At 71.7% G+C, this 13,343-nt stretch carries 15 protein-coding genes and 1 riboswitch; of the genes, 10 read left to right on the forward strand and 5 right to left on the reverse strand.

What is annotated here, in order from left to right:
• The first annotated feature begins 20 nt into the window (after positions 1-20).
• Both QYS60_RS02940 and QYS60_RS02945 read left to right on the forward strand, forming a co-directional pair.
• Entirely contained in the window at positions 21-1,181 is a 1,161-nt protein-coding gene (locus QYS60_RS02940; protein WP_289381543.1) for a glycoside hydrolase family 76 protein, read from the forward strand.
• Positions 1,182-1,198: 17 nt separating this feature from the next.
• Positions 1,199-2,245, forward strand: coding sequence for a GTP-binding protein (locus QYS60_RS02945; RefSeq protein ID WP_289381544.1), 1,047 nt, complete (start codon positions 1,199-1,201; stop codon positions 2,243-2,245).
• Positions 2,246-2,344: 99 nt separating this feature from the next.
• On the opposite strand, the gene QYS60_RS02950 is transcribed toward QYS60_RS02945, so the two are convergent.
• Positions 2,345-3,010: a DedA family protein gene (locus tag QYS60_RS02950; RefSeq protein ID WP_289381545.1), complete on the reverse strand. Its 666-nt coding sequence runs from the start codon at positions 3,008-3,010 to the stop codon at positions 2,345-2,347.
• Between the two features lie 23 nt (positions 3,011-3,033).
• Complete coding sequence (locus QYS60_RS02955) at positions 3,034-3,828, reverse strand: DedA family protein (RefSeq protein ID WP_289381546.1); 795 nt, start codon at positions 3,826-3,828, stop codon at positions 3,034-3,036.
• A gap of 151 nt (positions 3,829-3,979) precedes the next feature.
• On the opposite strand from QYS60_RS02955, the gene fbaA reads away from it, so the two are divergent.
• Positions 3,980-5,017: a class II fructose-bisphosphate aldolase gene (gene fbaA / locus QYS60_RS02960; protein ID WP_371382397.1), complete on the forward strand. Its 1,038-nt coding sequence runs from the start codon at positions 3,980-3,982 to the stop codon at positions 5,015-5,017.
• Positions 5,018-5,126: 109 nt separating this feature from the next.
• Here the strand turns inward: fbaA and QYS60_RS02965 are convergent, their stop codons facing one another.
• Positions 5,127-6,104, reverse strand: coding sequence for a hypothetical protein (locus tag QYS60_RS02965; protein WP_371382398.1), 978 nt, complete (start codon positions 6,102-6,104; stop codon positions 5,127-5,129).
• A gap of 80 nt (positions 6,105-6,184) precedes the next feature.
• Here QYS60_RS02965 and QYS60_RS02970 point away from each other — a divergent pair, with 80 nt between their 5' ends.
• The 3 genes from QYS60_RS02970 to QYS60_RS02980 all read left to right on the forward strand — a co-directional run bounded on the left by QYS60_RS02970 (position 6,185) and on the right by QYS60_RS02980 (position 8,733).
• Positions 6,185-6,601: a DUF3151 domain-containing protein gene (locus tag QYS60_RS02970; RefSeq protein ID WP_003938363.1), complete on the forward strand. Its 417-nt coding sequence runs from the start codon at positions 6,185-6,187 to the stop codon at positions 6,599-6,601.
• On the forward strand, positions 6,588-7,733 hold the full coding sequence (locus QYS60_RS02975; RefSeq protein ID WP_289381234.1) for an aromatic acid exporter family protein: 1,146 nt from the start codon (positions 6,588-6,590) through the stop codon (positions 7,731-7,733). Before QYS60_RS02970 ends, QYS60_RS02975 begins: the two co-directional genes overlap by 14 nt.
• Before the next feature lie 67 nt (positions 7,734-7,800).
• Complete coding sequence (locus QYS60_RS02980) at positions 7,801-8,733, forward strand: cation diffusion facilitator family transporter (RefSeq protein WP_371382399.1); 933 nt, start codon at positions 7,801-7,803, stop codon at positions 8,731-8,733.
• Between the two features lie 6 nt (positions 8,734-8,739).
• On the opposite strand, the gene QYS60_RS02985 is transcribed toward QYS60_RS02980, so the two are convergent.
• On the reverse strand, positions 8,740-9,270 hold the full coding sequence (locus tag QYS60_RS02985) for a histidine phosphatase family protein (protein ID WP_289381237.1): 531 nt from the start codon (positions 9,268-9,270) through the stop codon (positions 8,740-8,742).
• Between the two features lie 62 nt (positions 9,271-9,332).
• Positions 9,333-9,449, forward strand: a riboswitch (cobalamin riboswitch).
• A 57-nt stretch (positions 9,450-9,506) separates the two neighbouring features.
• Between QYS60_RS02985 and QYS60_RS02990 the strand changes: the two genes are divergently transcribed.
• The 4 genes from QYS60_RS02990 to QYS60_RS03005 are packed head-to-tail and all read left to right on the forward strand — an operon-like array spanning position 9,507 to position 12,728.
• Positions 9,507-9,671 carry a CbtB domain-containing protein gene (locus tag QYS60_RS02990; protein WP_003938359.1) on the forward strand — a complete coding sequence of 55 codons (165 nt, stop codon included), beginning with the start codon at positions 9,507-9,509 and terminating at the stop codon, positions 9,669-9,671.
• Positions 9,672-9,724: 53 nt separating this feature from the next.
• Positions 9,725-10,498 carry a CbtA family protein gene (locus tag QYS60_RS02995; RefSeq protein ID WP_289381239.1) on the forward strand — a complete coding sequence of 258 codons (774 nt, stop codon included), beginning with the start codon at positions 9,725-9,727 and terminating at the stop codon, positions 10,496-10,498.
• A gap of 5 nt (positions 10,499-10,503) precedes the next feature.
• Positions 10,504-11,997, forward strand: a complete 1,494-nt coding sequence (locus QYS60_RS03000; protein ID WP_289381241.1) for a cobyric acid synthase — start codon at positions 10,504-10,506, stop codon at positions 11,995-11,997.
• The gene (locus QYS60_RS03005; RefSeq protein ID WP_289381243.1) at positions 11,994-12,728 is read left to right on the forward strand and encodes a cobalt-precorrin-6A reductase; all 735 of its coding nucleotides are present in this window, start codon (positions 11,994-11,996) and stop codon (positions 12,726-12,728) included. The genes QYS60_RS03000 and QYS60_RS03005 overlap by 4 nt, the downstream gene beginning before the upstream one ends.
• A 48-nt stretch (positions 12,729-12,776) precedes the next feature.
• Here QYS60_RS03005 and QYS60_RS03010 read toward each other — a convergent pair whose 3' ends face one another.
• Positions 12,777-13,334: a hypothetical protein gene (locus tag QYS60_RS03010; RefSeq protein WP_054372691.1), complete on the reverse strand. Its 558-nt coding sequence runs from the start codon at positions 13,332-13,334 to the stop codon at positions 12,777-12,779.
• Positions 13,335-13,343 lie beyond the last annotated feature (9 nt).

Consider the following 13,343-nt stretch of genomic DNA (forward strand, 5'->3'; position numbering starts at 1 on the left):
GAGACGAGGTTGGCGACGACATGTCGGATTTGTGGGCCGAGCGGGCGGATCTCGCGGAGGCTGCAGTCACGTCGCGGCACGTGCGGCGGTTGTGGGCGCTGCCCGGCACCGCGCTCGCAGTCGTCGGATGGCCGGCGGTGCGCCGCGAGCGGCTCTTCCTCACCTGGCACTACTGGTGGCAGGCCCACCTGATCGATCTCGCGGTCGACGCCGCCGAGCGGGAGGCGACGCCGCGGCGCCGGCGCCGGGTGGTGCGGCTGACGCGCTCGCACCGGATCCGCAACCTTCTCGGCTGGACCAACAACTACTTCGACGACATGGCCTGGCTCGGCCTCGCTCTCGAGCGCGCGCAGCGGCACCTGTACGTCGACCGCCGCGACGCCATCGCCGTCCTCGAGAAGGAGTTGTTCGAGGCGTGGGCACCCGAGCGGGGCGGGGGCATCCCCTGGCGGCGCCGTGACGACTTCTACAACACACCGGCCAACGGCCCGGCGGGGCTGCTGCTCGCCCGCACCGGCAAGCTGCTGCGGGCCCAGGAGATGGCGGACTGGATCCACGAGACGCTGCGCGATCCGGAGACCGGCCTGATCTTCGACGGGATCCGCGGTGACCGGGTCGAGCGCGCGGTCTACACGTACTGCCAGGGTGTCGTGCTCGGCCTGGAGACCGAGCTGGCGGTGCAGATGGGCGAGCCGCGGCACCGGGAGCGGGTGCACGCCCTCGTCGAGGCCGTCGACACCCAGTTGGCCGAGCGTGGGGTGATCACCGGCGGTGGCGGTGGGGACGGGGGACTGTTCAACGGCATCCTCGTCCGGTACCTCGCGATGGTCGCGACGACGCTGCCGGTCGTCGACGCGGAGGACGAGCGCGCTCGCCGGCTCGCGGCGCGGATCGTGCTCGCGTCCGCGCAGGCCGCGTGGGCGAACCGCCTGCAGATCGAGGGGCTGCCGTTGTTCGGGCGGGACTGGTCCGTGCAGGCCCGGCTGCCCGGCACGGCCCCCGGGATCGCGCGCTTCTCCGGTGGCACGGTGCGCAGCTCGGGAGTGGCGGAACGGGATCTGTCGGTGCAGCTGAGCGGGTGGATGCTGATGGAATCGGCGTACGCCGTCGCTGCCGAGCGGGCGCCGGGGCCGAGTTCTGCGCGACCCGACGGCACCCGTTTTGAAAACGGTTATCGATAACAGTTATCGTCGACGGCATGACCGCCGCGACCCCACTGCCCGTCACCGTGCTCTCCGGCTTCCTCGGCGCAGGCAAGACCACGCTGCTCAACCACATCCTCGCCAACCGCGACGGCGCGCGCATCGCGGTCGTCGTCAACGACATGAGCGAGATCAACATCGACGCCGCGCTCGTCGACGGCAGCCTCGACCGCACCACCGAGAAGCTCGTCGAGCTCACCAACGGCTGCATCTGCTGCACGCTCCGCGAGGACCTGATCGAGACGGTCGCGCGGCTCGCCCGGGAGAACCGGTTCGACCACCTCGTGATCGAGTCGACCGGCATCTCCGAGCCGATGCCCGTCGCCGCGACGTTCGACTGGGAGTTCGACGACGGCTTCCGCCTCGGGCAGCTCGCGTGCCTCGACACGATGGTCACCGTCGTCGACGCCACCACGTTCCTCGCCGAGCTCGCGCGCGGCGACCGACTCGACGAGCGCGCACTCGAGGCCGGCGAGGGCGACGAGCGCAGCATCTCCGACCTGCTCGTCGACCAGGTCGAATTCGCCGACGTGCTGCTGCTCAACAAGACCGACCTGGTGAGCGACGCCGTCGCCGGGGCCGTCGAGGCCACCCTGCGCCGGCTCAACCCGACGGCGCGGCTGCTGCGCACCGTCCACGGCGCCGTCCCGATCGGCGAGGTCGTCGGCACCGGACGCTACGATCCGGAGGCGGCGGCACTCGCCCCGGGCTGGGCCGAGGAACTCGCCGGCGGCCACACCCCCGAGACCGAGGAGTACGGCATCCGCAGCGTCGTCTACCGCGCCGACCGCCCCTTCGACCGCGCCCGGCTCGAGGCGGCCGTGGAGAATCTGCACGGGGTGCTGCGCAGCAAGGGCTTCTGCTGGTTCGCCGACGACCCGGACACCGCGGCGATCTGGTCGCAGGCCGGCCCCAACCTGGTGCTCGAACCGGCACAGCCGTGGTCCCGGACCGGCGAGACGCCGGGTCAGGAGATCGTCTTCATCGGGGTGCGCCTGGACCCGGACACTCCGCGCCGCATCCTGGACCCCGCCCTCGCCTGAACGCGCATCCACCCACCTTCAGGACATCGACAACGGTCGCGACCGCTGTCGACGTCCGGGAGCGTTCAGGCCGTGTCGGACCTCGCGTACGGCCGACGGTCAGTCGGGGTCGACGTCCGCGATCTCCACGTCCACCGCCGGCCGCGCCATCTCGATCCGGTACTGCCGGACGCCGAGCACAGTGCCCACGACGAGGACGGCGGCCATCACGGCGAGGACCGTCGGCAGCAGCCACGAAACCCGCTCGAGGTACTCGCCGAAGTAGAACCCGACGAGCAGCAGGACCGGCGCCCACAGGATCGCACCGATCGTGGACGCGATCGTGTACCGGGTGTGGTTCATCCGCGCGGCCCCGGCCACCAGCGGCGACAGCGTCCGCACCCATGGGATCCAGCGGGCGATCAGCACCGCCCAGAACCCGTACCGGTCGAGCAGGGCATTGACCTTCCGCAGGTTCGCCACGTTGAGGTACCGGCCGTTGCGGCGGGCGATGAGGTGGTGACCCCGCCGGTGGCCGATCACGTAACCCACCTGGTTCCCGGCGATCGCGGCCACCATCGCCCCGACCGACAGGGCCCACACCTGCGCCGCACCGGAGTGGTGGGCGGCCAGCACGACCCCGGCGGTCAGCAGCATGGAGTCCCCGGGCAGGAACAGGCCGAGGATGATGGCGCATTCGACGAACACGAACGTCACGACGACGAGCCACACCAGAGCGGGCCCGGCGGTTTCGAGCGGACCGAAGGTCTCCGCGGCGAGAATCATGGAGGACGCGTTCGCGCGCGTGCTCAGGGCGTGGTGTCGCGACGCGTCGTCGGCACCGGCACCGTGTCCGCAGTGGCCTCGGCCTCGACGGCGGTGGCCTCGGCCTCGACGACGGCGGCGGCCCTGCGCTTGGCGATCAGGTGCTTGCCGACCTCGAGGATGATCGGGACGACGGAGACGAACACGATGAGCAGGAAGATGATGTCGATGTTGTCGCGGATGAAGGCGATCTGACCGAGCAGATAGCCCAGCAGCGTCACGCCGGCACCCCACACGATGCCGCCCACGATGTTGTAGGTGAGGAACACCGGGTACTTCATGCGGGACGCGCCGGCGACGACCGGCGCGAAGGTGCGCACGATGGGCACGAACCGGGCGAGGACGATCGTGATCGGACCGTGCCGCTGGAAGAAGTCCTCGGACTGGTCGATGTAGCCCTTGTTGAAGATCTTCGAGTCGTAGCCCTTGAACAGGCGCGTACCGCCCTTGGCGCCGATCCAGTAGCCCACCTGGTCGCCCAGGATCGCCGCGATCGGGATCGTCACCATCAGCACCCACAGCGGCGCGAACGGCGGGATCTCCTCGGATTTCGAGGCGGCGATCAGACCCGCGGTGAAGAGCAGCGAGTCGCCCGGCAGCAACGGGAACAGCAGACCCGACTCTATGAACACCACGAGCAGCAGGCCGATGAGCACCCAGGTGCCGAAGGAGTTGAGCAGATTCACCGGGTCCAGGAATCCCGGCAGTAACGCCAGATTCGTCACGGTCTCCGGGACGACGGTCACGGACTCCAGGCCTCCGAGCACACTCACGGCCACCAGAGTACCGGTGGGAGGCCGGTGACCCGAATCATGGCGGGCACCCGACTGTGTCCCCGCGCCGACAGTTGACATACTGCAGGGACAACCCTGGAGCCCTCCCGCACCCCCGGGAAGGCACCCATCGACTCTCATCTGGAGGACAGCCGCCGTGCCAATCGCGACTCCCGAGGTCTACGCCGAGATGATCGCCCGCGCCAAGGATCACTCCTTCGCGTTCCCGGCCATCAACTGCACCTCGTCCGAAACCATCAACGCCGCGATCAAGGGCTTCGCGGACGCCGGCAGCGACGGCATCATCCAGTTCTCGACGGGTGGCGCCGAGTTCGGCTCCGGCCTCGGTGTCAAGGACATGGTGACCGGCGCCGTCGCGCTCGCCGAATTCGCGCACGTCATCGCCGCGAAGTACGACGTCACCATCGCGCTGCACACCGACCACTGCCCGAAGGACAAGCTGGACGGGTTCGTGCGCCCGCTGCTCGCCATCTCGCAGGAGCGGGTGAAGAACGGCGAGAACCCGCTGTTCCAGTCGCACATGTGGGACGGGTCGGCCATCCCGATCGACGAGAACCTGCAGATCGCCCAGGAGCTGCTCGCCCTGTCCAAGGACGCGAACATCATCCTCGAGGTCGAGATCGGTGTCGTCGGCGGTGAAGAGGACGGCGTGGAGAACGCCATCAACGAGAAGCTGTACACCTCGATCGAGGACTTCGAGAAGACGGTCGACGCGCTCGGCGCCGGCGAGAAGGGCAAGTACCTGCTCGCCGCGACGTTCGGCAACGTCCACGGCGTCTACAAGCCGGGCAACGTGAAGCTGAAGCCGTCCGTGCTGGCCGACGGCCAGGCTGCCGCGTCGAAGAAGCTGGGCCTGGCGGCCGGCTCGAAGCCGTTCGACCTGGTCTTCCACGGCGGCTCCGGCTCGCTGAAGTCCGAGATCGACGAGGCGCTGAGCTACGGCGTGGTGAAGATGAACGTCGACACCGACACCCAGTACGCGTTCACCCGGCCGATCGCCGGGCACATGTTCGCCAACTACGACGGCGTGCTGAAGATCGACGGCGAGGTCGGCAACAAGAAGACCTACGATCCGCGCAGCTACCTGAAGAAGGCCGAGGCGTCGATGAGCGCTCGGGTCGTCGAGGCCTGCAACGACCTCAAGTCCGCGGGTCGCTCGGTGTCCGCCGGCTGATCCTCCCCGCGCAGTAGTCCGACGCGAGCGGTGACACGGGCCCCGGCCCGCGTCACCGCTCGCGTCGTGTCGTTCCGCCGCTACCGTTCGCCCTCTACCGTTTGCCGCGTCATTCGCCGCAGACCTTCCAGTCCTCGCCCTCGCGGGCCAGGTCGAAGGTGCGCTGGGTGATGTCGGTCGGGGTCCCGGCGGGGTGCGCCGTGACCTGGGCGATGGCCTGTCCGTCGGTGATCTGCACCTTGTCGACGCCGGTGACGACGGGCACGGTGCCCTGGTCGACGGCGGTGCGGTGGATGTCGGCGAACTGCTCGGGCGGTACCGAGGCGTAGAACTCCTGCAGTCCGCCGCACGTCGTGGTGCGCAGCGTCGTCAGGTCGCCGGTGGCGAGCGCACCGACGAAGGTCTCGACGGTGGCGCGGATCCGGGCCTCCGGGGAATTCGCCGCCCGGTCGTCCAGGTAGACCTTCACGGCCGCGGCCGCCACTGCGGCGCCGACGAGCAGACCCGCGACGAGCGCGGCGATCACCCAGCCTCGCCGGCCCCGCCGGGCGGGTGCGACGGGGTCGATGCGCTGCGGCCCCGGGACCGGCTGGACGCGCTGGGGTTCGACACGCTGGGGTTCGACGCGCCGGGGTTCGATGCGCTGGGGCTCCACCCGCCGGGCCTCGGGTCGGTGCGGCTCCGGCTCCGCCGGCGGGACCCGCTGCGGTTCGGCGCGCTGGGGCACGATCCGCTGCGGCGCCTGCTTGGGGGTGTGCGTGGTGACGGCGATGCGGGCGGTGGGCGCGTCGGCGGGGGAGGACGCCGGCTCGGCGCGACGCGCGGCCGGGATGGCCACCGTCTCCGCCTCACTCGCCGAGGCCGGCTCGTCGGCGGGATCCGTGGCCGGCATGCTGCCTTCCGAGGCTGCGCGCGGTGCCGGGTCCTCGCCGTCGTCGGGTGCTGCGGAGGTACGGGGTGTGCCCGTGGCCGGTGTGCCGTCCTGCGAGCCTACGTGGCCCTCGGTGTCGGGCGCTGCGGAGGAACCGGGGGTGCCCGTCGCCGGTTCGGGGGACGTGGTGGTGTCTTCGTTCTTCGGATCCGGCACGCGATCCCCCTTGCTGAGCGGACGGCTGTTCTCCCGGGCAGCCTAACGACCGTCGTCCGGTGGTGGGCACAATGGTGGCCATGACGTCTTTCGGTGATCTTCTCGGACCCCAACCCACCCTGTTGCCCGGCGACGACGAAGCGGAATCGGCGCTGCTGAACCGCGAGGATCCGGCGAAGGTGGCAGCCGACCACCCGACCGCGTCGATCGCGTGGGCCTACCTGGCCGAAGCCGCCCTCGAGCGCGGCGAGACGATCGCGGCCTACGCCTACGCCCGCACCGGCTACCACCGCGGTCTCGACCAGCTGCGCCGCAACGGCTGGAAGGGCTTCGGTCCCGTGCCGTACGAGCACGAACCCAACCGCGGCTTCCTGCGGTGCGTCGCCACGCTGGCCCGCGCGGCGAAGGAGATCGGCGAGGCCGACGAGCACGCCCGCTGCCTCGACCTGCTCGAGGACTGCGATCCCCGCGCAGCCGAAGCGCTTGGCGTCGATTAGTCCCCGGCTGCCTACCAGGGCTGGCATCCGCCGGCGGCTGCGCACGTCGGGGCGCCGGCTGCGGTCCTCGGCGCTGCCCATCCTGCAGTGCGCGCTCGCGGCGGGCATCGCCTGGTGGGTGGCCACGGGACCGGTCGGTCACGAGCAGCCGTTCTTCGCGCCCATCGCGGCGGTGGTGTCGCTGGGGCTGTCTCTGGGGGCGCGGCTGCGCCGGTCGGTCGAACTCGTCTGCGGGGTCACCGTGGGCATCGGTGTCGGCGACCTGATCATCTCGTTCATCGGCAGCGGTCCGTGGCAGATCGGGCTCGTCGTCGCGATGGCGATGGGCACGGCGGTGGCCCTGAACAGCGGTCCGATCTTCTCCATGCAGGCCGGGAACTCCGCGGTGCTGGTGGCGACGCTGATCCCGCCCGGCGGGTCCGGGGGTGTCGACCGGATGGTCGACGCCCTCGTCGGCGGACTGGTCGGCATCGCCGTGGTCGCCGTGATCCCCACGCATCCGGTCCGCCGGGCGCGCCGGGAGGCGGCGAACGTGCTGGCCACGGCGGCGGACGTGCTGCGCAAGGTCGAGACCGGCCTGGTCGAGAACAATCCGAAGCCGATCGAGGCGGCCCTGCGCGAGGCCCGGGCCACGCAGTCGGCGATCGACGCGATGCGCACCAACATCTCCGGCGGCAAGGAGATCAGTCGCATCTCGCCGCTGTACTGGAACAGCCGGCCGCGGCTCGAACGACTCACGGCCGCGGCGGACCCGATCGACAACGCCATGCGCAACACGCGCGTGCTGGCGCGCCGGTCGCTCTCGCTCGTGCGCGACGACGAGATCCTCGATCCGCGGCTGGTGCGGCGCATCGACGAACTGGCCGACGCGGTGGACGTGCTGAGGGCGATGGTCCTCGCCGAGCCGGGGGAGAAGCCGGACCAGGCGGAGGCGGCCCGGGTGCTGCGAAGTGTCGCCCGGGAGATGAAGCCGGACCAGGTACAGGGTGCGGGTCTGTCGGCCACGGTGGTGTTCGCGCAGATCCGCTCGCTGATCGTCGACCTGCTCCAGGTGGCGGGGCTGAAACGGATCTCGGCCATCGCGACCCTGCCGCCGACGGTGGAGCATCCGGCGTACCCGCCCGAGTCCTGACGCGCACCCCTCCGTTGAACATATGCGTATGTCTGCATATGATGTCCGAAACTTCGGAGGGAGGATCATGGGGGTCGGACACGGTCATTCGCACGGTCACGCCGGAGCCGGGGTGCCCGGTGAGGCGGGACCGTCGCGGGGGCGGCTGCGGCGGATGTCGATCGCCCTCGCGATCCTGGTGGCGTTCCTGCTCCTCGAAGCCGGCGTCGCGCTGTGGATCGACTCGCTCGCCCTGCTCGCCGACGCCGGACACATGCTCACCGACGTGGTGGGCATGTCCATGGGGATGGCCGCCCTGATCCTCGCGCGACGCGGCAGCACCGCCGCCGCCCGCACCTTCGGCTGGCACCGCGCCGAGGTGCTCGCCGCCATGGCGAACGCCGCACTCCTGTTCGCCGTGGCGGTCTGGGTGTTCTACGAGGCGGTCCGCCGCATCGGCGACGCTCCCGACATCCCCGGAACGGCCCTCGTGCTCACCGCGACGGCCGGTCTGGCCGCCAACCTCGTCGTCATGCTGCTCCTGCGCGCCGACGCGAAGGACAGTCTCGCGGTCCGCGGTGCGTACCTCGAGGTCCTCGCCGACGCGGTCGGAAGCGTCGGAGTCCTCGTCGCCGGCGCGCTGGTCCTGCTGTTCGACTGGACCCTGGCCGACGTCGTCGTCGGCGTCCTCATCTCGCTGTGGGTGGTGCCGCGGGCGGTGCGGCTGGCCGCGGCGTCGCTGCGCATCCTCACCCAGGCGTCGCCCGCCCATCTCGACGTCGACGGGGTCCGCGCCGACCTGTCCGCCCTGCCCGGCGTCACCGGCGTCCACGACCTGCACGTGTGGACCCTGACGACCGGCATGGACGTCGCCACCGTGCACCTGATCAGCGACCACGACTCGCAGTGGGTGCTCGAATCGGCCCGCGCCGTCCTCACCTCGCACGGCCTCGAACACGCCACCGTGCAGGTCGAGACGACCGTCAACGGGCGGCGCTGCGAGGAGAACGTCACCTGGTAGCGCGGCTCAGTCCAGCCGCAGCGACCACCGGCCCGCGCGTCCGTGCAGCCGGACCCGGGCGAGTGGGCGCACGTCGATCCGCCAGAACACCCGCGGTTCCGCGCCCAGTGCGTACCCGGTCGCGGCGCGGATCACCGCCGGGTGGGTCACCGCGACGACCCGTCCCGGCGCCAGGCCGTCGAGCCATCGGGCCACCCGGTCGCCCAGCGCCGCGACGGACTCACCGCCGTGCGGTGCCGCGTGCGGATCGGTCAGCCACTCGTGCAGTCCCGCGGCCGGCACCTCGTCCATGGCCAGCCCCGCCCAGTCGCCGTAGTCCAGGTCCCGCAGCGCGGGATCGACGGCGGCCGTCGCACCCAGCGCGGCCGCGGTCTCGGTGGTGCGGCGCTCCGGCGCCACGACGACGCGGTCGGCCACCGGCGTCACCGCACGCCCGAGTTCGCGTCTGCCGCGCTGCGACAGCGGCTCGTCGGCGGGGAACCGGACGGCGCGCTGCGCCTCAGTCGAGGCGTGGGCCAGCAGGGTGAGGCGAACCACGGCGACATCGAACCACACCCCGCACGTTCGTCTTGACAGGGGACGGTGGGGGTGCGAATGTTCCTTCGTTACCCGTGCCGAGGTGCAGGCAATCCGGTGCAAGTCCGGAGCGGTCGCGCCACTGTGACCGGATGTGAAGTCCGGGAGTCAGAAAACTCCCTCGGTGCAAGGATTTTCGACGGGACGCGTTATCCCAGGAGGATGCTTTGGCTACTGTCCACACCCCCGAGTCCACGATGGGCTCGGCAGCTCTGGCTGCCGCGATCACCGCCGTCGTGCTGCTCGCCTTCGTCACCCTCTACCTGGTCGGGTTCGACCAGGGTGCCGTGTCGCGCACCGGCATGTTCATGCACGAACTGATGCACGACGGCCGGCACCTGCTCGGCCTGCCGTGTCACTGAGCGCGGGGGCCGTCTCGTCGCACCCGGCCGCTGCCGCCTCGGACAGCAGCCCGTTGACCGGCCCCTACACCCGGATCCTGCTGCGCGGCCTGCTCGCCGGTCTCCTCGCCGGCCTGCTCGCCGGCGCCGTCGCGTTCGTGGTCGGCGAGCCGCACATCGAGGCCGCGATCGCGCTCGAGGAGTCCGCCGCCGAGCACGCCGCCACCGGCGCGCACACCCACACGCACGAGGCCGGATCCGCCGGCCACAGCCACGGCGAGGACGCCCTCGTCAGCCGCACCGGGCAGCAGGCGGGCCTGATCCTCGCCACCACCCTAGGCGGGCTGGCGCTCGGTGCGCTGTACGCCTCGGTGCTGCACTTCGCGCGGCGCCACACCAGGCTGACGGGCCCGGTGCTCGGCCTGCTCGGCGCCGGGGCGGGCTGGCTCGCCGTCGCCGCGGTGCCGTTCCTGAAGTACCCGGCCAATCCGCCCGCTGTGGGGGACCCGGACACCATCGACCAGCGCACGCTCCTGTGGGTCGCGACGGTCGTGCTCGGCCTCGCCGCGCTCGCGGTGGCGGTCGTCGTCTCGAAGGCCCTCGCGCGCCAGGAGATGCGTACCGTCCGGCTCGCCGGACCGGTCCTGGCCTTCCTCGTCGTGGTGGGCCTCGGATACGTGGTGCTGCCGACGATCGACGAGGTCGGGGCGGACTTCCCGGCGACGCTGCTGTGGGACTTCCGCATTGCCTCCGTGGTCATCCAGACCACGCTGTGGTTCGCCCTGGGGGTGGCGTTCGCGTTCCTCACCGAACGCGCCGATCGACGCGCATCCGTCCGCGTGGCGTAGCCGGCGTGGGACAGGGCCTGCTCGTCGCCGGAACCACCTCCGACGCCGGGAAAACCGTGGTGACCACCGGGATCTGCCGGGCGCTGGCCCGACGCGGCTTGTCGGTCGCGCCGTTCAAGGCGCAGAACATGTCCAACAACTCGATGGTGGCTCTCGACCCGGACACCGGTGCGGGCGTGGAAATCGGACGCGCGCAGTGGATCCAGGCGGTGGCGGCACGGGCGGTGCCCGAGGCTGCGATGAATCCGGTGCTGCTCAAACCGGGCAGTGATCGTCGCAGCCACGTCGTCGTGCTCGGCCGCCCCGCGGGGCACCTCGAGGCCGGCGAGTTCGCGGGCGGGCGACGGCATCTCGCCGACGCCGCGTTCGCCGCGTTCGACGATCTGCGCGACCGCTTCGACGTCGTGGTCTGCGAGGGGGCCGGCAGCGCCGCCGAGATCAACCTGCGGGCCCACGACTACGTCAACATGGGTCTGGCCCGGCACGGCGACCTGCCGACGGTGCTCGTCGGCGACATCGACCGCGGCGGGGTGTTCGCCGCCATGTACGGCACCCTCGCCCTGCTCGACGCGCCCGACCAGGCCCTCGTCCGCGGCTTCGTGATCAACAAGTTCCGCGGCGACGTCGGACTGCTGCGACCGGGCCTCGACTCGCTCGAAAAGCTCACCGGCAGGCCGGTTCTCGGTGTCCTGCCGTGGCAGCGCGACCTGTGGCTGGACTCGGAGGACTCGCTGGCCCTCTCGTCGCGGCCCGCCCACGACGGCGCCGGCGCACTCACCGTCGCGGTGGTGATGCTGCCCCGGATCAGCAACTTCACCGACGTCGACGCCCTGTGTCTCGAGCCGGACGTGCGGGTGCGGTTCGTCGACGACCCCCGCGCCCTCGCCGGCGCCGACGTGGTGATCCTGCCCGGTACCCGCGCCACCCTCGCCGACCTCGCGTGGCTGCGCGGCCGCGGCCTCGACACCGCCGTCGCCGACCACGCCCGCCGTGGGGGCGTGGTGCTCGGTATCTGCGGCGGATTCCAGATGCTCGGCCGGCGGATCTCCGATCCGCACGGTGTCGAAGGCACGCCGGGTGCGTGCGTGGCCGGGCTCGGATTACTGGACGTGCACACCGATTTCGAACCGGAGAAGGTGCTGCGTCTGCCGACCGGGACGGCACTCGGCGTCCCCGCCTCGGGTTACGAGATCCACCACGGCCGCATCGCCCGCGGCGGCGACGACGAGTTCCTCGGCGGCGCCCGCGCGGGGACGGTGTTCGGCACCATGTGGCACGGCAGCCTCGAGGGCGACGCCCTGCGCACCGCCTGGCTCTGCGAGGTCGCCGACCTCACCGGCCGCGACGTCGCCACCGGCACCGTCGGCTTCCACGACGCGCGCGACGCCCGCCTCGAGGTGCTCGCCGACATGATCGAGGAGCACCTCGACGTCGACACCCTGCTCGGGATGCTGGGGGACCGGCCCGCGCTGCCCACGCTGACCGGCGGCCTGGCATGACGGTGCTCGTTCTCGGCGGCACCGGCGAGGCCCGGGCGCTCGCCGCTCGTCTGGAGACCGCGGGGGTGGCCTACCTGTCGTCGCTCGCGGGACGGGTACGTAACCCGCGGCTGCCGGTCGGCGAGGTGCGGATCGGCGGTTTCGGTGGCGCCGAGGGGCTGCAACAGTACCTGCGCGGCAACGGAATCGACCGGGTCGTCGATGCGACGCACCCGTTCGCCGCGCGGATCAGCGGCAACGCCGCGACCGCGTGCGCGGCGGCCGGGGTGCCGCTGCTGCGCCTGGCGCGGCCGGGCTGGACCGGCGCCGCCGACTGGACGTGGGTCGACGACCACGACGCCGCCGCCGTGGCAGCGGCCGCGGGCACGAGCGTGTTCCTGAGCACGGGACGCCAGACCCTCGACCGCTTCGTCGGCCCTCTGGCGCGGCACCGTGTCCTCGTGCGGGTCGTCGAGCCGTTGGACCTCGACGTGCCGGCCTCGTGGACGGTGCTGCTCGCCCGGGGCCCCTACACCGTCGACGGCGAGCGGGCGCTGCTCGCCGGCCACGACGTCGACGTGCTCGTCACGAAGGACTCCGGCGGGGACCTGACCCGCGCCAAGCTCGACGCCGCGGCCGAACTCGGCGTGCGGGTCGTCGTCGTGCGCCGACCGCCGTCGCCGCCGGGGGTGCCGACGGTGCCGACGGTTGCCGAGGCCGTCGCCTGGGCCACCGAGCCGCTGACGAAATAGACAGCGACGCGCCGGATCTCGCGCGCGCGGCCATAAGGATCTGCGGCGTCAGACCTGCGGGCCTTCGGCGCGCAGGTCGTCGACCTTGCGCATCGCCTCCCGGAGTTCGGCGAGCCACTGCTCGCTGTGCGTGCCGACGAGCTTGATGCACCAGGCGAGCGCGTCGGAGCGCGACCGGGCGACGCCGGCGTCGACGAGGGTGTCGAGGACCTTGCGCTCGGGCTGGCGCAGCCGGGTCATCACCGGAACGGCCAAGTGGGTGAACAACACCCGGCGATCGCCGAGGGTGACTCCCCAGGCGACCTTCCGGCCGTAGCGGGCCTCGGCCTCGTCGGCGATCCGCATCCGGTCCGGACGGGTGCTCTCCCGGAAGCGGGCGATGCGCCCGTCGACGGCCGCGGCGCCGGTGTCCTCGGGCGGGGGGAGCTCCCCGACGACGACGATCTCCTCGCGGTCGACCTCGATGGTGGCGGGGCCGGTGAACCAGTCGTCGGGCAGCCGTCCGGAGAACCACTCGGCGGCGTCGCTTGCGTCGGGGATGTCGGCCTGCTGCCAGCCGCCGGGGCGGCCGAAGCGGGGTCCGTGCATGTGTGGGGTGTGTCGCATGTCGTCCTC

Source organism: Rhodococcus sp. GXMU-t2271, from assembly GCF_041414735.1.
Taxonomy (GTDB): Bacteria; Actinomycetota; Actinomycetes; order Mycobacteriales; family Mycobacteriaceae; genus Rhodococcus; species Rhodococcus indonesiensis.

Bases quoted from the DNA above. Each gene is read 5' to 3' on its own strand.
- QYS60_RS02990 (WP_003938359.1), top strand. From the start codon at position 9,507: ATGGGCTCGGCAGCTCTGGCTGCCGCGATCACCGCCGTCGTGCTGCTC.
- QYS60_RS02980 (WP_371382399.1), top strand. From the start codon at position 7,801: ATGGGGGTCGGACACGGTCATTCGCACGGTCACGCCGGAGCCGGGGTG.
- QYS60_RS02950 (WP_289381545.1), bottom strand. From the start codon at position 3,010: ATGATTCTCGCCGCGGAGACCTTCGGTCCGCTCGAAACCGCCGGGCCC.
- QYS60_RS02945 (WP_289381544.1), top strand. From the start codon at position 1,199: ATGACCGCCGCGACCCCACTGCCCGTCACCGTGCTCTCCGGCTTCCTC.
- QYS60_RS03010 (WP_054372691.1), bottom strand. From the start codon at position 13,334: ATGCGACACACCCCACACATGCACGGACCCCGCTTCGGCCGCCCCGGC.
- QYS60_RS02940 (WP_289381543.1), top strand. From the start codon at position 21: ATGTCGGATTTGTGGGCCGAGCGGGCGGATCTCGCGGAGGCTGCAGTC.
- QYS60_RS02970 (WP_003938363.1), top strand. From the start codon at position 6,185: ATGACGTCTTTCGGTGATCTTCTCGGACCCCAACCCACCCTGTTGCCC.
- QYS60_RS03005 (WP_289381243.1), top strand. From the start codon at position 11,994: ATGACGGTGCTCGTTCTCGGCGGCACCGGCGAGGCCCGGGCGCTCGCC.